This window comes from Streptococcus sp. AM43-2AT (assembly GCF_003603405.1).
Classification (GTDB): domain Bacteria; phylum Bacillota; class Bacilli; order Lactobacillales; family Streptococcaceae; genus Streptococcus; species Streptococcus ilei.
This window is the reverse complement of the sequence record NZ_QTND01000001.1, coordinates 705,873-726,813: the sequence shown is the minus strand read 5'-3', so window position 1 is coordinate 726,813 and position 20,941 is coordinate 705,873. Positions and strand designations below refer to the sequence as shown.

Here is a 20,941-nt window from a genome sequence, read left to right as displayed (position 1 = left end):
AATCTAAATTTTCTAAAAATTTTCGGAAATAGCTTTAATTACACTTATTTTTATAGTATAATATTGGAAAGATAGTTTGAAAGCTGAACAATTATGAATCTATTTTAGGAAATATCAGGGAAATAATGGAAGTTTCAAATTCTTTTCATAAATTTTCATCGTATTATTCAAGAAAAAATCTTGAATATTTCAACTATTTATAGTAGAATAATACTAATAGGAAGCGCTTACATAAAAGCGAGAGAGGTGAGTGAATGGATACGAAACAAGCATTGTATACATTTGGAACTGGGGAGAACTTTCATCTTCAACATTATCTAGGGGCTCATAAAGAGCAAGTAGATGGTGTGGAAGGGTATAGTTTCCGTGTATGGGCTCCAAATGCTCAGGCAGTACACCTAGTAGGTGATTTTACCCAATGGGAAGAAAATGAAATTCCTATGGTGCGAAACGAAGCTGGTGTTTGGGAAGTTTTTACAACTGCACCTCAAGTTGGCGATATCTATAAGTTCCATGTTACAAGACAAAATGGCCATCGCTTGATGAAGGTGGATCCTTTAGCAGTCCGCATGGAAAAACGTCCGGGTACTGGAGCAGTCATTACGGAGATTCCTGAGCGGAAATGGAAAGATGGACTCTGGATGGCGAGACGGAGAAAACTTGGCTTTAGATCTCGTCCAGTAAATATTTATGAAGTTCACGCAGGTTCTTGGAAACGCAACGAAGATGGAAGCCCTTATTCCTTTGCTCAGTTGAAGGAAGACTTGATTCCTTACTTGGTAAAAATGAACTATACCCATGTGGAGTTCATGCCGGTGATGGCTCACCCGCTTGGATTAAGTTGGGGCTACCAATTGATGGGTTACTTTGCCTTAGAGCATACCTACGGAACACCGGAAGAGTTTCAGGATTTTGTTGAGGCCTGTCACTTGAATAACATCGGGGTGATTGTGGACTGGGTTCCAGGACACTTTACCATCAATGATGATGCCTTGGCTTATTACGATGGAACACCAACCTTTGAATACCAAGACCATCATCGTGCCCACAACTATGGCTGGGGAGCTTTGAACTTCGACCTAGGGAAAAACCAGGTCCAATCCTTCCTCATCTCTAGTGTGAAGTTCTGGATTGAGTTTTATCATTTGGATGGAATTCGGGTCGATGCGGTCAGCAACATGCTTTACTTAGACTATGATAGTGGACCATGGACACCAAATATTGATGGTGGAAATCTCAACTATGAGGGGATCCATTTCCTTAAGCGGATGAATGCTGTGATTAAATCAGAACATCCGGATGTTATCATGGTAGCGGAGGAAAGTTCATCTGGCACCAAGATTACTGGTCCAGAAGAGTATGGTGGTTTAGGATTTGACTACAAGTGGAATATGGGTTGGATGAATGATATCCTTCGCTTCTACGAGGAAGATCCTATTTATCGGAAATTTGATTTTAACTTGGTGACCTTTAGCTTTATGTATGCTTTCTCTGAAAACTTCTTGTTGCCATTTTCTCACGATGAAGTGGTCCACGGGAAGAAGAGTCTTATGCATAAGATGTGGGGAGATCGCTACAACCAGTTCGCTGGCTTGCGAAACCTCTTGACCTATCAGATTTGTCACCCAGGTAAGAAATTGCTCTTCATGGGTTCAGAGTTCGGCCAATTCTTAGAATGGAAGTCTGAAGAACAGCTAGAATGGTCCAATCTGGAAGATGACATGAACCGCAAGATGCAAGAGTTTACTTCACAGCTCAATCAATTCTACAAAGATAACAAGATGCTCTGGGAAATTGATGATAGCTATGATGGTATTGAGATTATTGATGCAGATAACCGAGATCAAAGTGTCTTGACCTTTACTCGTAAGGATAAAAAAGGGAATCATCTGCTATGTATCTTTAATATGGCCCCAGTAGAGCGCAAGGACTTTACAGTCGGCGTCCCTGTTGCTGGAGTCTATGAAGAAATTTGGAATACAGAATTAGAGAAATGGGGAGGTGTCTGGAAAGAGCACAACCAGGAAGTGAAGACTCAAGAGGGATTATGGAAAGATTATCCACAAACCTTGACCTTCACCTTACCGGCTCTTGGAGCTAGTGTATGGAAAGTGAAACGTAAACTTCGTTCCAATGTGTCTAAAACAAAAAAATAGTTGTTGGTGATCAACTGATCGCAGTCTATGATCCCATTCCTAACTTTGTAGAAGAAGTTACAGCACCTCTTCTCAGAAGTGGGAAGAAGGTCTCGTCAATCCAAAAAGGAGTAATCAATGAAGAATGAAATGCTAGCTCTGATCCTTGCTGGTGGGCAAGGAACTCGCCTTGGAAAACTCACTCAAAGCATTGCCAAACCTGCAGTGCAATTTGGGGGACGTTATCGTATTATTGACTTTGCCTTATCCAACTGTGCCAACTCAGGTATCCACAATGTTGGCGTGATTACTCAGTATCAACCGCTTGCCTTAAACAACCATATCGGAAATGGTTCTAGTTGGGGTCTTGATGGTATTAATACTGGGGTTTCTATCCTTCAACCTTATTCTGCAAGTGAAGGAAATCGTTGGTTTGAAGGAACAAGTCATGCGATTTTCCAAAACATCGACTACATCGATAGCATCAATCCAGAGTATGTGTTGATCCTTTCTGGAGACCATATCTACAAGATGGACTATGACGAAATGCTTCAGTCTCACAAAGACAATAATGCCAGCCTTACCGTAGCTGTATTGGATGTCCCTTTAAAAGAAGCTAGTCGTTTCGGAATTATGAATACGGATGCCAACAATCGAATTGTCGAATTTGAAGAAAAACCTGCAGAGCCAAAATCAACAAAAGCTTCTATGGGGATCTACATTTTTGACTGGTCTCGTCTTCGCAACATGTTAGTAGCTGCAGAGAAGAGTGACATGGATATGTCTGACTTTGGTAAAAACGTTATTCCAACTTACCTTGAATCTGGAGAAAGCGTCTATGCTTATGAATTCAAGGGCTATTGGAAAGACGTGGGAACTATTGAATCTCTCTGGGAAGCGAATATGGAATACATTGATCCAAACAATGCCTTGGACAGCCGTGATCGTCACTGGAAGATCTATTCTCGTAACTTGATTTCACCACCAAACTTCTTTGGCGAACATGCCCATATTGAAGATTCCTTGGTAGTGGATGGGTGCTTGGTAGACGGAACAGTAAAACATTCTATCTTGTCTACGGAAGCACAAGTTCGTAAAGGTGCAGTCGTTGAAGATTCTGTCGTCATGAGTGGTGCCATTATCGGTCAAGGTGCTGTAATTAAACGTGCTATTATCGGTGAAGGAGCAGTTGTTTCAGAAGGTGTTGTCATTGATGGAACGGAAGAAGTACAAGTCGTTGGATATAACGAAAAAGTGGGGGTAGCAACAGATGAAGATTGATAAGTATTCAGCTATTTTAGGAAACACAGTAGGCTTCCATGATATGTCATCATTGACAGATCATCGTCCTGTTGCCAGTCTGCCATTTGATGGGAAATATCGCTTGATCGACTTCCCGCTTTCTAGCCTCGCTAATGCAGGAATCCGTAGTGTATTTGGTATCTTCCAGCAAGAAAATATCAGTTCTGTCTTTGACCATATTCGCTCTGGTCGTGAGTGGGGCTTGTCAACTCTTTTGAGCCACTACTATCTCGGTATCTACAACACTCCAGTAGAAAGTTCAAACGTTGGCAAGGAATATTATGAGCAACTATTGACCTATTTGAAACGCTCTGGTTCGAACCAGACAGTCGCTCTTAACTGTGATATCTTAGTAAACATTGATTTGAACCAAGTCTTCCACTTGCACAATACCGTTGACAGACCAATCACAGTGGTCTACAAAAAGATGCATCATCGTGACATCTCTGAAGTAAATGCGGTTTTAGAAATCGATGAGACAGATCATGTACGTGGACAAAAGTTGTTTGATGGAACAGATCCAGATGCTCTCTATAATATGTCAACGGATATCTTTATCGTTGATACACCATGGTTGATTGAAAAATTGGAACAAGAGGTTCACAAGGAACATCCAGAAAAATTGCGTTATATCCTACGTGATTTGGCGGTTGAATACGGAGCATTCGCATTCGAATACACTGGCTATATTGCCAATATTCATTCTGTTGAATCCTACTACCGCGCTAATCTTGATATGTTGGAAACCAATAAATTCATGTCTCTCTTCTCACCAAATCAAAAAGTTTATACCAAGGTGAAAAATGAAGAGCCAACTTACTATGCTCCTGGTTCGCAAATTAAGAATTCGCAATTTGCATCAGGAAGCATTGTCGAAGCTTTGGTACATGATTCTGTCATTTCTCGTCGTGTTCATCTCCACAAGGGGGCAGAAATTCGTAGCAGTCTCTTATTCCCGGGAGTCGTTGTCCATGAGGGAGCTGTCGTAGAGCATGCGATTCTTGACAAGGGCGTCGTAGTTGAGACTGGTGTAACCATTCGTGGAACCAAAGAAGCACCTCTTGTGATTAAAAAAGGTGCTGTGATTACAGAGGATATTGGATAATGAAATTATTGTTTGTTGCCGCTGAAGGAGCTCCCTTTTCAAAAACAGGGGGCCTAGGAGATGTGATTGGGGCACTTCCTAAATCCTTGGCTAAAAAGGGACATGATGTCCGTGTCGTCCTTCCTTATTACGATATGGTGGAGGCGAAATTTGGCGATCAGATTGAAGATGTGCTACACTTTACTACAAAGGTAGGTTGGAGAAGTGAGTATGTTGGGGTAAAACGTATTTTTAGAGATGGTGTTACCTTTTACTTCATTGATAATCAAAAGTACTTCTTTAGAGGACACGTCTATGGAGATTTTGATGATGGGGAGCGTTTTGCCTTCTTCCAATTGGCAACGCTTGAGATGATGGAACGAGTAGACTTTATTCCTGACATCATCCATGTTCATGATTATCATACAGCCATGATTCCTTTCCTACTAAAGGAGAAATACCGTTGGATTCAAGCTTACAATGGGATTAAGTCTGTCTTAACCATTCATAATCTGGAGTTCCAAGGTCAGTTTGACCCAGGAATGTTGTGGGATCTGTTTGGAGTTGGTTTTGAGCGCTACGAAGATGGTACCCTTCGGTGGAAGGATTGCTTGAACTGGATGAAGGCTGGGATCCTCTATGCTGATCGAGTGACCACTGTTTCACCAAGTTATAGTTATGAAATCAGGACAGCTGAATATGGTTGTGGCCTTGATCAAATCTTGCGCATGGAATCTGGTAAATTGACGGGGATTGTGAATGGAATCGATACAGACCTATACAATCCTGAGACAGACCCGCTCTTGACCTATCATTTCAGTAAAGATGATTTATCAGGAAAAGCAGCAAGTAAGCGAGCTCTTCAGGAACGTGTCGGACTTCCGGTTCGTGATGATGTTCCCTTGTTTGGAATCGTTTCTCGTTTGACTCACCAAAAAGGGTTTGATGTGGTAGTTGAAGAATTACATAACCTCTTACAAAAGGATATCCAAATCGTTCTTTTGGGAACAGGAGATCCTGGCTTTGAACATGCCTTTTCTTGGTTTGGTCAAGCTTATCCAGATAAACTCTCTGCCAATATTATGTTTGATGTCCAGTTAGCGCAGGAAATTTATGCTGCTTCTGATGTCTTCTTGATGCCAAGTCGTTTTGAACCATGTGGACTATCTCAAATGATGGCCATGCGCTATGGCACGCTACCATTGGTTCACGAGGTAGGAGGACTTCGAGATACAGTACAAGCCTATAATGTGCTTGATGGTAGTGGTACTGGCTTTAGCTTTAACAACCTTTCTGGTTACTGGCTAAACTGGGCTGTAGATCAAGCATTGACAGTCTATACTCATGATAAGGAGGCTTGGCTTGGTCTCCAAAGACAAGCCATGAGCCGTGACTTCTCATGGGATACAGCTAGTCAACACTATGCTGATCTCTATCAATCATTATAAGATGAATGAGAGAGTGGGACAGAAATCGGTAATTCGTTAGAATTCGATTTCGTCGTCCCACCTCCGCACAGTTGAGTAGGGCTATAAAAGCTGATGAAATCAGCGTAGTAGAGCCCACTCAACCACTGCGTCTTGCTCGACAATCCAAAGACAATTGAGAGGCTAGGACCTTTGTCCCAGCCTCTTTTTGGCTTGTAGAAGGAAAAATTTACTACTAAAATATAGGGAATCAAAAAAAGGAAGAAATCTGAGTAAGATATGTTGCTAAAATCACTGAAAAAAGATAAGATAGGTAAAGGTAAAAAATCACAGGAAGCTAGTTTAGAGAAAGGGAGTATCTACTCCAAAAATAAATGTGGCTTCTTATGATGTGCTAATATTACTATGTAGGAAGTTATAGGATGAAACAAACAGGAAAAGCTGTTGAAAAGATTACGAAGTATTCGATTCGAAAATTATCTGTCGGAGTAGGACCAGTTGCTATTGGAGCCTTTTTCTTTGCAATTAGCCTATTAGGATCACCATCCGTACAAGCAGATCAACTGACACGAGAAGCGACAGTTCATTTAGGCTATGTTACGGAAAATGAGTTAACACCCGAAGAACAAGCCCAGGTGATTCATGCTATTCCGGAAGAGTATCAAAACGAAGATACCTTTTATCTGGTGTATAGGAAGAAAACAGCTAGCCAAGGTATACTGCCACAAACAGGGACGACTGAACTGGCGATGGCAGGCCTTAGTTTAGCGACTGCATCCTTTGCAGTTCTTTTGCTGTCTAAGAAGCACCGTAAAAAAGTAATGGGACTTTTATTAATTGGTTCCATGGGGCAGAGTCTGCTCTTGTCTATCGATGCAGCGGCCTTGCAAAATATTGAATTACGAAGCTACAATCAAACTCTTTCCATTGCAAGCAGTAAAGAATTAGCCAATGGTGTTATTCCGATTGAAGGTTATGACTATGTCGGCTATCTCCGATATTCAGCTACTCCTAAATTGGATGGGCAAACGCCTGTCGTGAAAGTTGAAGAAAAGCCGGCCATATCCGGTCTCTATCAATCTGCAACGAAAGAGGAGACTCTATCTCAGGTTACACCAAAAGAAGGTCCTACTTTCCCTGTAGTGGAAAATCCAAAAGTTGAAGTATCAACAGAAAGTATTCCATTTGAAACTGTAGAACAAACAGATCCTACGTTGACCAAAGGTCAAACAAGGGTTCTAAGAGCTGGGCAAAATGGGGAACAAACTGTTTTAATAGAAGTGAGTACGGTAAATGGTCAGGAAGTCCGCAAAGTACTTGAAAGAACTGTAACAAAAGAAGCAGTTCCACAAATAATTGCCATTGGAACAAAGGAGGAGAGTCAACCAAGTCCTCAACCTGCTCCAGTTGTAACTGCTAAAGGAACACAGGAAGAAGGTCATGTAGGTGAAGCTCCTGTACAGCCAGAGAACCCAGCTTATACCGGTGTTGTGGAAGCCAAGGGAACACAGGAAGAAGGTCATGTAGGTGAAGCTCCTGTACAACCAGAAAATCCAGCTTATACCGGTGTTGTGGAAGCCAAGGGAACGCAAGAGGAAGGCTATGTTGGTGAAGCTCCTGTACAGCCAGAAGCTCCCGCCTATACCGGTGTTGTGGAAGCTAAGGGAACGCAAGAAGAAGGCCATGTAGGGGAAGCTCCTGTACAACCAAAAAATCCAGCTTATACCGGTGTTGTGGAAGCTAAGGGAACGCAAGAAGAAGGCCATGTAGGTGAAGCCCCGATTCAGCCTGAGAATCCAGCTTACCAAATAACGGAAGGAACGGTTACAGAAACAGTGGTCCTTCCGTATGAAACCGAATATGTAGCAGATGCAAATCGCTATACTGATGAAGAAAGTATCCTTCAGAAAGGAGAGGCAGGTAGCCAGGAAGTTCGCCGTGTCTATAAAACGGTCAATGGCGAGATTATTGGTGAGCCTCTTAGCACAACAACTGAAACGGTAAAAGCACCTGTGACAGAAAAAATTAGTCGTGGGACCAAGGCGATTGAAGGGCAAACAGAGGAAGTTGCTTTTGAGGAAATTCCATTTAAGACGGTAACCGAACAAGATGCCACCCTGCTAAAAGGAAGCGAAACGGTTTCCCAAGCAGGAAAAAATGGGAAGAAGAAAATCACCAAGGTCTATAAGACCATTAAAGGTGTAAAAACTGCGGATGCTCCAACGGTTTCGGAAGAAGTCGTTGAACAAGCTCAAGATCAAATTATTAAAAAAGGGACCAAAGAACTAGCTAAGCCAACCTTGACCTTGACTCAGGTTGATAAGGAAGAATTGAAGCGCAGTGCTAAAGCTACCTATCAGTTAGACAAACCAGAGGGGGTAACCATCAAGTCCATCCAGGCTGTGTTGAAGAAGGGTGATCAAGTTGTGAAAACTTTTGCCCTTTCAGAGGCTGATTTAGCAGCTGCCTTACTGGATTTAGACTACTACAAGGATTATACGCTTGCGACGACCATGGTCTATGATCGTGGAAATGGGGATGAAGAAGAAGTCCTTAAGGAAGAACCATTAAGACTTGACCTTAAAAAAGTTGAAATCAAAAACATCAAGGAAACCAGTCTGATTAGCGTGGATGACCAAGGCCTTGAGAGCGATCGTAGCCTCTTGTCAGAAACACCTTCAGATGTAAAACCTTATTACTTAAAGGTTACTACTCATGATAATAAGGTCACGAAACTAGCCGTTGATAAAATCGAAGAAGTGACGGTTGATGGCGCGACCCTCTACAAAGTAACAGCCAAAGCTCCAGATTTGGTCCAACGGACTGCAGACAACCAGTTCAATGAGGACTATGTCCACTATATTGCGAAACCAAAAGCTCATGAAGGTGATGTCTACTACAATTTCAACGAACTTGTAAAAGCCATGCAAGCCAATCCGACTGGAACCTTTAAGATTGGTAGCAATATGAATGCAGCCAATGTCCAACCAGCAGGAAAATCCTATGTGACCAATGCCTTCAAGGGAATTTTGGAAAGTACAGAAGGTAATAAATTTGCTATTCATAACATTACGAGACCATTATTTGGGAACATCGAAGGTGGTTCGGTTAAGAATCTTCTGCTTGAAAACATCGCTATCGACCTACCTACGGTAGATCGAGTAGCACCAATTGCAAATGTTATCAAGAATAATGCGACTGTCGAAAATGTTAAAGTAACAGGTAATGTTGTTGGGGGAAACGATGTAGCTGGTATTATCAATAAAATTGATGGCAGTGGGAAGGTAAGTAATGTTGCCTTCATCGGTAAACTGCACGCTGCTGGGAATAAAGGTGGCTATCTAGCAGGTGTTGTTGGCGAGAACTGGAAAGGTATCGTAGAAAAAGCTTACGTTGATGCTGAAATTACTGGTAATAAAGCAAAAGCTGCAGGTTTAGTTTATTCTTCTCAAAACGGTGGAAATAACCACACAGTAGGTAAAGAAGGAGTTCTCAGAAATTCAGTTGCTAAAGGTTCTATCGAGCTGAAAGAAGCGGTTCAATCTGGTGGATTACTGGGGACCAACTGGGCCTTGGGTGCCATTGAAGACAACATCACCATGATGAAAGTCAAAACAGGTGAGATGGTTTTCGGACACTCGGATATCGATGCAGATGATTACTTCACCTATTCAAGAACCAAACGGAATTACAGTGTGGAGGACGTGAGTGAAGGTAAGAAAACCTATAACAACTCCCGTAAAATCCCTAGCATTTCCCTTGCAGAAGCTGAGAATAAAATTGAAGCAATGGGGATTACTGCTAATACATTCACCAGCGACAAACCGATTGAAGACAAGCTCAATAACCTTGTTAACAAAGAGGATCAATACAAGGCAATTGATGGCTACGACGCCGCTCGCGAACTTGCTTACCGCAATATAGAAAAATTACAGCCTTTCTATAATAAAGAATGGATTGTCGACCAAGGAAACAAATTGGCTGCGGCTAGTCCTCTCTTGACCAAGGAAGTCTTATCTGTGACGGCCATGAAGGGCAATGATTTTGTCACAGAATTGGCTGATGCCGACCACATTCTGATCCATTACTCGGATAAGACAAAAGATATCTTTAGCATTTCACCGAAAGATTCTAAAGTCAAACAAGTGAAAGAGTACAGTGTAGCAGAACTTGGTGAAGTGGTCTACACGCCAAATATGGTTGACAAAGACCGGACTGAGCTAATTAGTGCTATTGTTGAAAAATTAAGTCCTGTAGAATTACAATCTGATCCAATCTACACGCACCTTGGTAGAACTGGTCCAAATAAAGTCAATGCCATTAAGAACCTCTATCTGGAAGAATCCTTCAAAGAAGTGAAGGATCATTTGACCCATTTTGTGAAACAGTTGGTTGAAAATGAGGACCATCAATTAAACACAGATGAGGCTGCCAAACGGGCCCTTATCAAGAAAATTGATGACAACAAGGCGGCAGTTCTTTTGGGGCTCTCTTACCTCAACCGTTATTACGGGGTGAAATTCGATGATGTCAATCTCAAGCAACTCATGTTGTTTAAACCAGACTTCTATGGGAAGAATGTTGATGTATTAGACTTCTTGATTCAGATTGGTTCTAAAGAAAGTAATATTAAAGGCGATAGAACTTTAGAAGCTTATCGCGAAGCTATCGGAGGAGTTATCGGTATAGGCGAGTTAAATAGTTTCTTAGACTATAATATGCGTCTATTCACAGAAGACAAAGACCTAAATGATTGGTTCATCAAAGCAACCAAAGAGAATGTCTATATCGTTGAACCAGCAACAACAACTCCTGAGTTTGCGGATAAGAAACACAGAGCTTACGAAGGCTTAAATAACGATGTGCATGGCAAGATGATTTTACCACTCTTGAACTTAAAAGATGCCCATATGTTCTTGATTTCAACCTACAATACCATTGCCTACAGTTCCTTCGAGAAATACGGTAAGAACACTGAAGCGGAACGAAATGCCTTCAAGGCGGAAATTGATAAGGTCGCTAAAGGGCAACAAAATTACCTAGATTTCTGGTCTCGTCTAGCAACGGATAAGGTTCGCAATCAGCTCTTGAAAAGCAATAATATGGTGCCGACCCCTGTCCTTGATAACCAAAACTATAAAGGCATTAGTACAGATCGTTATGGACATACAGATAGTGGCAAAGATGTTGCTCCAGTCCGTGAATTGTACGGGCCTACCGATCGTTACCATGCGACAGATTGGCGGATGGGGGCTGTAGCTCGAATTTACGGAAATCCTTATAAAGACGATTCCGTCTTCTTCATGGTAACGGATATGATCAGTGATTTTGGGGTTTCTGCCTTTACGCACGAAACGACGCACGTCAATGACCGTATGGTTTACTTAGGTGGTTGGAGACACCGCGAAGGAACAGATATTGAAGCCTTTGCCCAAGGAATGCTCCAAACCCCATCTGTATCCAATCCAAATGGGGAATACAAAGCCTTAGGTCTCAACATGGCCTATGAACGTCCAAACGATGGCAACCAATGGTACAATACCAATCCAAATGACCTCACCTCACGTGACGAAATTGATCGTTACATGAAGGGCTATAATGATACGCTCATGCTTCTGGATTATCTAGAAGGAGAAGCTGTCCTCAATAAAGGCAGTCAGGACTTGAACAATGCTTGGTTCAAGAAGGTCGATAAACAATACCGAGGAGCTAACACCAAGAATCAATTCGATAAGGTCCGTCCTTTGAGTGATGAGGAAAAAGCCATTGCTTTGCATACAGTAGATGACCTCATTACCAACAACTTCATGACCAACCGTGGTCCTGGAAATGGAGTCTATAATCCATCAGACTTTGGTTCAGCCTATGTGACTGTGCCAATGATGACGGGTATCTATGGTGGAAACACCAGTGAAGGGGCTCCAGGAGCTATGTCCTTTAAACACAATACCTTTAGAATTTGGGGCTATTATGGCTATGAAAAAGGCTTCCTAGGATATGCTTCAAACAAGTATAAACAAGAATCCAAACAAGCTGGACTTGCCACTCTAGGAGATGATTTCGTTATTCAGAAAATTTCTGAAGGTAGATTTAATAACCTTGAAGATTGGAATAAAGCTTACTTCGAAGAAGTAGTGAATAACGCTAAAAAAGGAATTCAATCTATTGACATCGACGGTAAAACCTACAATAGCTATGAAGACTTGAAACGTGCATTTGCTGAAGCAGTGGATAAAGATAAAGCAACCCTAAGTAACGGCTCTGTCAAATTTGACAATACTGTTTCACTGAAAGAGAAAGTCTTTAAGAAATTGCTACAAGAAACGGACAGTTTCAAAACCTCGATTTTCAAATAATCGAAGAACTCATCTGCTGAGCAGATGAGTTTTTATGTTTGGTAAAATTAGGTCTCCTGCTGATAAAAATAGTATAAATTTTTATTGAAAGCAAAAATAGACAAAGCGTCTAAAAATGATTAGAATCTTTTGAAAGCTAGTGACAAGAGGAATTTTGAAAGTAGTAACAGAATTGCTATAAAACGTTTTCTTTCTAGGCAAACATTTGACTATTATATCTTTTAGGAGTAAACTAAAGGAGTAAAATTTATAAAAGGAGAATTCATCATGAATTTAACATTTTTAGGTCTTTGTTTAGCCTGTTTTGGTGTGTCACTTGCGGAAGGTTTGATGATGAGCAATCTGTTCAAATCTGCATCACGTCAACCAGAAATTATTGGTCAATTGCGTAGTCTCTTGATTCTTGGTGTTGCCTTTGTCGAAGGTACTTTCTTTGTAACTTTGGCCATGGCCTTCGTTATTAAATAGACAACTCTATTTAGAAAAGGAGGTGTCAAACCTTGGAAGAAAGTGTGAATCCAACCCTAAATATTGGACCAGTATCCTTTGATTTGACCCTACTTGCCATGTCTCTTGTAACTGTTTTGACGGTCTTTGCCTTTGTCTATTGGGCAAGTCGCAAAATGACCCTTCGTCCAAAGGGCAAGCAAAATGCTCTGGAGATGATTTATGATTTTGTTATCGGTTTTACCAAGGGAAACATTGGGGAACATTATATGAAGGATTACTCTTTATTCTTGTTTTCTCTCTTTCTCTTTATCTTGGTAGCCAATAATATTGGCTTGATGGCAAAAATTCAGACAACAAACGGTTATAACTTATGGACTTCCCCAACGGCTAACCTTGGATATGACCTATCTCTTTCATTTTTGATCACCCTGATTGCTCATGTGGAAGGAATTCGTCGCCGAGGCATTAAGGAATACTTGAAGGCTTTTGCAACACCAGGATTTATGACCCCGATGAACCTCCTAGAAGAGGTGACTAATTTTGCATCCTTAGCGATTCGGATCTACGGGAATATTTTTGCTGGTGAAGTCTTAGCATCCTTGTTACTAAGCTTGTCGCAACTGGCCTTTTATTGGTATCTAGCAGCCTTTGTTGGAAGCATGTTATGGACAGCCTTTTCGATTTTCATTTCATGTATCCAAGCTTATGTATTTACCATGTTGTCTTCGATGTACATTGGTAAAAAAATAAACGGTGAGGAAGAGTAAGTAGAGGAGGAGTAGAAGATGGATTTAACTATTGGTACCATTATTGGTGACTTTATTCTGATCGCTGGTTCCTTCCTATTACTAATCTTTTTAGTAAAGAAATATGCTTGGGGCAATATTACCAGTATTTTGGATGCGCGTGCTGAAAAAATTACCAATGATATTGATGAAGCAGAAGCAGCTCGTCAAAAAGCTGAGGAACTAGCAAGTAAACGTGAAGAAGAGTTGGCAGGTAGCCGCAAAGAAGCTGCGTCTATCGTCGAAAATGCAAAGGAAACTGCAGAAAAGAACAAATCTCAGATTCTTTCAGAAGCCACTCAAGAAGCAGTACGTTTGAAAGAAAAAGCGCAACAAGAAATTGCGCATAACAAAGAAGAAGCATTGAACAGTATCAAAGGCGATGTGGCAGATCTCACTGTCAATCTTGCCAGCAAATTGTTGAGCCAACAGCTGGATACTGAAGGTCAACGCCAACTGATCGATCGCTATCTTGATGAATTAGGAGAAGCCTAATGGACAAAAAGCAACTGATGGTGATTGAGAAATATACCCAGCCTTTTGTTCAATTGGTCTTTGAAAAAGGAGAACAAGATCTTGTCTTTGAAAAATTGACCCAAATCAAGGGCATTCTTGAGGAGACTGGACTTGCGAACTTCTTAGCTCATATCGGTGTAGAGGATGAAGAGAAAGCAAAAAGTCTACGGCTTTTTCAACCCTCTGATTCACAATTACTCGACCATTTGATTGAAGTGGTGATTCTCAATCATCGTGAAGCCTTATTTTATGACATTGTAACGGTTTGTTTGGAGCAGATTCAATTACTGAGCAACGCTTTTGTCGTCACAGTTACGACAGTTGCAGGTTTGGATCCCATTCAAGAGCAAAAGCTAGTACCCATTATCGAAAGAAAATTTGGGGTTCAAGTTCGCTCGATCCAACAAAAGATCGATCCAGATTTAATTGGTGGCTTTGTCGTGACAGCCAATCATAAAACGTTGGATACCAGTCTCAAACACCAATTGCAAGTTATAAAATCTAAATTGAAATAGAAAGTGGTGTGAATTTTGGCGATTAACGCACAAGAAATCAGCGCTTTAATTAAGCAACAAATTGAAAATTTCAAGCCAAACTTTGACGTCACTGAGACAGGTGTTGTAACCTACATTGGTGACGGGATTGCTCGCGCTCATGGGCTTGAAAATGCCATGAGTGGTGAGTTGTTGATCTTTGAAAATGGCTCATACGGGATGGCCCAAAACTTAGAAACAACGGATGTCGGGATTATCATCTTGGGTGATTTCACGGATATTCGTGATGGAGACTCGATCCGTCGGACTGGTAAAATCATGGAAGTCCCTGCCGGGGATGCCTTGATTGGTCGGGTTGTCAATCCTCTTGGTCAACCAGTGGATGGCTTGGGAGACATCGTAACAGATACCTTCCGTCCAGTTGAAACACCAGCTCCTGGTGTTATGCAACGGAAATCTGTCTCAGAGCCCCTTCAAACCGGTTTGAAAGCCATTGATGCCCTCGTTCCAATCGGACGGGGCCAACGGGAATTGATCATCGGAGACCGTCAAACAGGGAAAACCTCTATTGCCATCGATACCATCTTGAACCAAAAGGATCAAGACATGATCTGTATCTATGTGGCGATTGGTCAAAAAGAATCAACAGTTCGTACGCAAGTAGAAACTCTTCGTAAATACGGAGCCATGGATTATACGATTGTGGTAACCGCTTCGGCTTCTCAACCGTCTCCATTGCTTTACTTGGCACCTTATGCCGGGGTTGCTATGGCAGAAGAGTTCATGTATAACGGTAAACATGTTTTGATCGTCTATGATGATTTGTCAAAACAAGCCGTAGCCTACCGTGAATTGTCCCTTCTTCTTCGTCGTCCACCAGGACGTGAAGCCTTCCCAGGGGATGTCTTCTATCTCCACAGCCGTTTGTTGGAACGTTCAGCTAAAGTTTCAGATGAATTGGGTGGGGGCTCTATTACTGCCCTTCCAATTATTGAAACCCAAGCAGGGGATATTTCTGCTTATATCGCGACTAACGTAATTTCGATCACAGATGGACAAATCTTCTTGCAAGATAGTTTGTTCAATGCTGGTATTCGTCCAGCCATTGATGCAGGTTCTTCTGTATCCCGTGTAGGGGGAGCTGCCCAAATCAAGGCTATGAAGAAAGTTGCGGGTACCCTTCGTATCGACCTTGCTTCATACCGTGAATTGGAAGCCTTCACGAAATTTGGTAGTGACTTGGATGCTGCGACTCAAGCGAAATTGAACCGTGGTCGCCGAACTGTAGAAGTCTTGAAGCAACCGGTCCATGAACCATTAACTGTCGAAAAACAGGTGGTGATCTTGTATGCTTTGACACATGGATTCTTGGATAGTGTACCAGTTGATGATATCCTTCGCTTTGAAGAGGAATTGTTTGCCTTTGTAGAAGCGCATCATCCAGAAATCTATGAAACCATTCGTACGACCAAAGATCTTCCAAGTGAAGAAACAATGGATGCAGTGATTACTGATTTTGTCAACCAATCAAGTTTCAAATAGAAATAGGAGTGGCAGATGGCAGTTTCTTTAAATGATATCAAAAATAAAATTGCATCGACAAAGAATACCAGTCAAATTACGAATGCTATGCAGATGGTATCTGCTGCCAAACTTGGGAAGTCTGAGCAAGCTGCCAAGGACTTCCAAATTTACGCATCTAAGGTTCGTAAACTATTGACAGACCTCTTACATGGACACGAGGCAGAGAATGCTAAGTACCATCGATTTTTAAAGAGTCGTCCTGTCAAAAAGTCTGCTTATATTGTTATCACTTCTGACCGTGGACTAGTGGGAGGCTACAACGCCTCTATCCTCAAGTCAGTCATGGAATTGAAGGAAGAATACCATCCAACGGGTGAGGATTTTGAAGTCATCTGTATTGGAAGTATTGGGGCAGATTTCTTTAGAGCAAGAGGCATTCAGCCGGTTTATGAACTACGTGGCCTAGCGGATCAACCAAGCTTTGATGAAGTGTGGAAGATCATTAACAAGACAGTCCAAATGTATCAAAATGAATTGTTTGATGAATTGTATGTCTGTTATAATCACCACGTCAATAGTTTGACCAGTCAATTGCGGGTAGAGCAAATGCTTCCGATTATTGACTTGGACCCCAATGAAGCAGATGAAGATTATATCTTGAATCTGGAGTTGGAATCAGACCGTGATGCGATTTTGGATCAATTGCTTCCACAGTTTGCGGAAAGTATGATTTATGGAGTCATTATTGATGCCAAAACAGCTGAAAATGCTGCCGGTATGATGGCCATGCAAACCGCAACAGACAATGCCAAGAAAGTAATTGATGAATTGACCATTCAATACAACCGAGCTCGTCAGGCAACCATTACGCAAGAAATTACGGAAATTGTTGCAGGAGCGAGTGCGCTTGAGTAGTTGATTCGATGCACATTTTAACAATAAATAAATAAATAAGCTTGATCGCAGTTATTAACAAGCTTAGAAACTTAATAGAATAGGAGAATGACATGAGTTTAGGCAAAATTTCTCAGGTTGTAGGTCCTGTCGTTGACGTAGCTTTTGCTGCGGGCGATAAACTCCCTGAGATTAATAATGCGCTTGTAGTCTATAAAAATGACCAACAAAAATCAAAAGTCGTTCTTGAAGTAGCTCTTGAACTTGGGGATGGTGTCGTTCGCACCATTGCCATGGAATCAACAGATGGCTTGACTCGTGGGATGGAAGTATTGGACACTGGTCGTCCAATCTCTGTACCTGTCGGAAAAGAAACTCTTGGACGGGTCTTTAACGTCTTGGGAGATACCATTGACTTGGAAGAAGCATTTCCAGAAGATGCTCCTCGTGAATCCATTCATAAAAAAGCTCCATCCTTTGATGAGCTTTCTACTTCAGAAGAAATTCTTGAAACAGGGATCAAGGTCATTGACCTCTTGGCCCCTTACCTGAAAGGTGGGAAGGTTGGACTCTTCGGTGGTGCCGGAGTTGGAAAGACCGTCTTAATTCAAGAATTGATCCACAACATTGCCCAAGAGCATGGTGGGATCTCTGTATTTACAGGGGTTGGAGAACGGACCCGTGAAGGGAATGACCTGTACTGGGAAATGAAGGAATCTGGCGTTATCGAAAAAACAGCCATGGTCTTTGGACAAATGAACGAACCACCAGGAGCACGGATGCGTGTAGCTTTGACTGGTTTGACTATTGCGGAATACTTCCGTGATGTGGAAGGTCAGGACGTTCTCTTGTTTATCGACAATATCTTCCGTTTCACCCAAGCCGGTTCAGAAGTATCAGCCCTTTTGGGACGGATGCCATCAGCCGTTGGTTACCAACCTACTTTGGCAACGGAAATGGGACAATTGCAAGAACGGATTACCTCAACCAATAAAGGTTCTGTTACATCGATCCAAGCCATCTATGTGCCAGCCGATGACTATACAGACCCTGCCCCAGCAACAGCCTTCGCCCATTTGGACTCAACGACCAACTTGGAGCGTAAATTGGTACAATTAGGGATTTACCCTGCCGTTGACCCATTGGCATCTAGCTCTCGTGCCCTTTCTCCAGACATCGTCGGAGAAGAGCACTATGCAGTGGCTTCTGAGGTCAAACGCGTCCTTCAACGCTACCATGAACTGCAAGATATCATTGCTATCTTGGGGATGGATGAATTGTCTGATGATGAAAAGACCTTGGTGGCTCGTGCCCGTCGTGTCCAATTCTTCTTGTCTCAAAACTTTAACGTGGCGGAACAATTTACTGGTCAACCAGGTTCTTATGTACCGGTTGCAGAAACTGTTCGTGGCTTTAAGGAAATTTTGGATGGGAAGCATGATCACTTGCCTGAGGATGCCTTCCGTGGTGTCGGTTCGATCGAAGATGTGATTGCGAAAGCTGAGAAAATGGGATTCTAAGAAGAGGTGAAAGATGAGTCAAATGAACGTCCAAATCGTTACACCGGATGGACTGGTTTATGATCATCATGCCGCATTTGTATCTGTCAAGACAATTGATGGTGAATTAGGGATTTTACCTCATCATATCAATACCATTGCGGTTTTGGCTGTAGACCAAGTCAAGGTTCGTCGTGTCGACGATGACAAACATATTGATTGGATTGCAGTCAATGGTGGGATTATTGAAGTGGCAGATAATGTCATTACCATCGTAGCGGATTCGGCGGAACGCGCTCGAGACATTGATGTTAGCCGGGCTGAGCGTGCAAAAATGCGTGCTGAAAAAGCCCTTGAAGAGGCCAAAGATCAACATTCTGTTGATATGGAGCGTCGTGCAAAAATTGCCCTTCAACGAGCTATTAACCGGATTAATGTCGGAAATCGATTATAAAAAGTTAAAGAGGCTGGGACAAAAGTCCTAGCCTCTCAATTGTCTTTGGACTGTCGCGCAATACACAGTGGTTGAGTGGCTTCTACTACGCTGATTTCATCAGCTTTTACAGCCCTACTCAACTGTGCGGAGGTGGGATGACGAAATCGAATTCTAACGAATAACCGATTTCTGTCCCACTCTCTTTTTTTGAATCTAAAGAATATAAAGGGAAACTTTTTCTTGTGGTATAATAGAGGTATGATTCAAATGATTTTTACTTTTTGCAGTCACCTATTATTTATTTCTTTTGCCTACCACCTTCTTTCAACGGTGGTTCAGTGGGAGCGTTTTTTAAAGGTAAGTGCTGATACAGCCTTGAAAATTCGTCTTCTTATTCTATTGATCAGCATTAGTTTAGGGTATTTGACGAGTAGCTTCTTTATCAGTATCTATGAATTCAGTCGGCAGTTGTTTAACGGGAACTTTTAGCTTCTTTTTTGATGAATTTATGGTATGATAGTAGTCGTGACTGAATGAAATGGAGTAATAACGAGTATGGATAAAATTATTGTAAACGGTGGTCAAAATCGCCTAGTTGGAACTGTGAAGATTGAAGGAGCAAAGAATGCCGTCCTTCCCCTTTTAGCAGCAACTGTTTTGGCCAGTGAAGGAACAACGACTTTGACCAATGTTCCTGTTTTATCTGATGTCTTTACCATGAATAATGTCGTTCGTGGCTTGAACACTCAAGTGACGTTTGATGAAGAGACCAATACAGTAGTCGTTGATGCAACTCAACCATTAACAGAAGAAGCGCCTTACAAATATGTCAGCAAGATGCGGGCTTCGATCGTCGTATTAGGTCCTGTCTTGGCTCGGAATGGTCATGCCAAAGTTTCCATGCCGGGTGGATGTACCATTGGTAGTCGTCCAATCGATTTGCACTTGAAGGGATTGGAAGCTATGGGGGCGAAGATCACTCAAACTGCGGGCTATATTGAAGCAAAAGCAGATCGTCTTCATGGAGCGCATATCTATATGGATTTCCCATCTGTAGGTGCCACCCAAAATATCATGATGGCAGCAACTTTGGCAGATGGAACTACGGTTATCGAAAATGCAGCCCGCGAACCTGAGATTGTGGATTTGGCCTCTCTTTTGAATAAGATGGGCGCTAAGGTGCGTGGAGCTGGGACAGAAACCTTGACGATTGTTGGGGTGGATCGCCTGCATGGAGCGGTTCATAATGTCGTTCAAGACCGAATTGAGGCAGGCACTTTCATGGTTGGTGCAGCCATGACAGGTGGAGACGTTTTAATCGAGGATGCTATCTGGGAACACAACCGTCCTCTTCTTTCTAAGATGCAAGAAATGGGTGTTGAAGTAACGGAAGAAGAAAATGGTATTCGCATTCGCTCAGATGTCTCTAAATTGAAACCAGTGACGGTAAAAACCTTGCCTTATCCAGGTTTTCCTACAGATATGCAAGCTCAATTTACTGCTTTGATGGCCATGGCCTCTGGTGAATCGACTATGATTGAAACAGTATTTGAAAATCGTTTCCAACACTTGGAAGAGATGCGTCGGATGGGCTTACACTCAGACATTATGAGAGATACAGCCCGCATCCAAGGTGGAGCTAGCTTACAAGGGGCTGAAGTGATGTCGACAGACTTGCGTGCTAGTGCGACCTTGATTTTAATGGGGCTTGTAGCTGAGGGAGAAACCAAAGTTAGCAAGTTAACACACCTTGACCGTGGATATTTTAAATTCCATGAGAAATTGGTGGCTCTTGGAGCAGATGTACGTCGTGTGAAGGAAGATGATGATGAAAACTAAATTAAAAGCAATTGGAAAACAATTGGGAATCGTCCTATTGGTTCTTACTATTTTAGCGATTGTCTTCGCTCTTGGCTTGGTCATTGGATATGGTATCATTGGTAATGGGAAGGATCCTTGGTCTATTCTCTCGCCAGATACATGGAAGGAAATCCTTCAGAAATTTACAGGTAAGTAACTATTTATCAAAAAGAGGAGCT

At 42.0% G+C, this 20,941-nt stretch carries 16 protein-coding genes; all 16 read left to right on the top strand.

The features are described 5' to 3' along the window. Window positions 1-254 precede the first annotated feature (254 nt). The 16 genes from glgB to DW930_RS03510 all read left to right on the top strand — a co-directional run bounded on the left by glgB (window position 255) and on the right by DW930_RS03510 (window position 20,919). Window positions 255-2,156, top strand: coding sequence for a 1,4-alpha-glucan branching protein GlgB (gene glgB, locus DW930_RS03595; protein ID WP_120702147.1), 1,902 nt, complete (start codon window positions 255-257; stop codon window positions 2,154-2,156). Between the two features lie 117 nt (window positions 2,157-2,273). Beyond that, a complete protein-coding gene (locus tag DW930_RS03590) occupies window positions 2,274-3,416 on the top strand; it encodes a glucose-1-phosphate adenylyltransferase (RefSeq protein WP_117744046.1) in 1,143 nt (380 codons plus the stop codon). Beyond that, window positions 3,406-4,542: a glucose-1-phosphate adenylyltransferase subunit GlgD gene (glgD, locus tag DW930_RS03585; protein ID WP_117744047.1), complete on the top strand. Its 1,137-nt coding sequence runs from the start codon at window positions 3,406-3,408 to the stop codon at window positions 4,540-4,542. Before DW930_RS03590 ends, glgD begins: the two co-directional genes overlap by 11 nt. After that, complete coding sequence (gene glgA, locus DW930_RS03580) at window positions 4,542-5,969, top strand: glycogen synthase GlgA (protein ID WP_123159339.1); 1,428 nt, start codon at window positions 4,542-4,544, stop codon at window positions 5,967-5,969. The genes glgD and glgA overlap by 1 nt, the downstream gene beginning before the upstream one ends. Window positions 5,970-6,370: 401 nt before the next feature. Continuing rightward, on the top strand, window positions 6,371-12,304 hold the full coding sequence (locus DW930_RS03570) for a ZmpA/ZmpB/ZmpC family metallo-endopeptidase (protein ID WP_123159338.1): 5,934 nt from the start codon (window positions 6,371-6,373) through the stop codon (window positions 12,302-12,304). A gap of 267 nt (window positions 12,305-12,571) precedes the next feature. Next, window positions 12,572-12,772, top strand: a complete 201-nt coding sequence (locus DW930_RS03565; RefSeq protein WP_023022742.1) for a F0F1 ATP synthase subunit C — start codon at window positions 12,572-12,574, stop codon at window positions 12,770-12,772. Window positions 12,773-12,804: 32 nt separating this feature from the next. Beyond that, window positions 12,805-13,521 carry a F0F1 ATP synthase subunit A gene (gene atpB / locus DW930_RS03560; RefSeq protein ID WP_031573421.1) on the top strand — a complete coding sequence of 239 codons (717 nt, stop codon included), beginning with the start codon at window positions 12,805-12,807 and terminating at the stop codon, window positions 13,519-13,521. Window positions 13,522-13,539: 18 nt separating this feature from the next. After that, the gene (gene atpF, locus DW930_RS03555) at window positions 13,540-14,034 is read left to right on the top strand and encodes a F0F1 ATP synthase subunit B (RefSeq protein WP_023022744.1); all 495 of its coding nucleotides are present in this window, start codon (window positions 13,540-13,542) and stop codon (window positions 14,032-14,034) included. Beyond that, window positions 14,034-14,570 carry a F0F1 ATP synthase subunit delta gene (locus DW930_RS03550; protein ID WP_023022745.1) on the top strand — a complete coding sequence of 179 codons (537 nt, stop codon included), beginning with the start codon at window positions 14,034-14,036 and terminating at the stop codon, window positions 14,568-14,570. Before atpF ends, DW930_RS03550 begins: the two co-directional genes overlap by 1 nt. Before the next feature lie 15 nt (window positions 14,571-14,585). Next, a complete protein-coding gene (gene atpA, locus DW930_RS03545) occupies window positions 14,586-16,091 on the top strand; it encodes a F0F1 ATP synthase subunit alpha (protein ID WP_123159337.1) in 1,506 nt (501 codons plus the stop codon). A 15-nt stretch (window positions 16,092-16,106) separates the two neighbouring features. After that, window positions 16,107-16,988, top strand: coding sequence for a F0F1 ATP synthase subunit gamma (locus tag DW930_RS03540; RefSeq protein WP_123159336.1), 882 nt, complete (start codon window positions 16,107-16,109; stop codon window positions 16,986-16,988). Window positions 16,989-17,080: 92 nt separating this feature from the next. Then, window positions 17,081-18,487, top strand: a complete 1,407-nt coding sequence (gene atpD, locus DW930_RS03535; RefSeq protein ID WP_123159335.1) for a F0F1 ATP synthase subunit beta — start codon at window positions 17,081-17,083, stop codon at window positions 18,485-18,487. A 13-nt stretch (window positions 18,488-18,500) separates the two neighbouring features. Beyond that, a complete protein-coding gene (locus DW930_RS03530) occupies window positions 18,501-18,920 on the top strand; it encodes a F0F1 ATP synthase subunit epsilon (RefSeq protein WP_023026627.1) in 420 nt (139 codons plus the stop codon). 240 nt (window positions 18,921-19,160) lie between these two features. Further along, window positions 19,161-19,391, top strand: coding sequence for a DUF1146 family protein (locus tag DW930_RS03520; RefSeq protein ID WP_023022750.1), 231 nt, complete (start codon window positions 19,161-19,163; stop codon window positions 19,389-19,391). A gap of 66 nt (window positions 19,392-19,457) precedes the next feature. After that, the gene (gene murA, locus DW930_RS03515) at window positions 19,458-20,741 is read left to right on the top strand and encodes a UDP-N-acetylglucosamine 1-carboxyvinyltransferase (RefSeq protein ID WP_023026629.1); all 1,284 of its coding nucleotides are present in this window, start codon (window positions 19,458-19,460) and stop codon (window positions 20,739-20,741) included. Then, window positions 20,731-20,919, top strand: a complete 189-nt coding sequence (locus tag DW930_RS03510; protein WP_023022752.1) for a DNA-directed RNA polymerase subunit beta — start codon at window positions 20,731-20,733, stop codon at window positions 20,917-20,919. The genes murA and DW930_RS03510 overlap by 11 nt, the downstream gene beginning before the upstream one ends. Window positions 20,920-20,941: the final 22 nt, after the last annotated feature.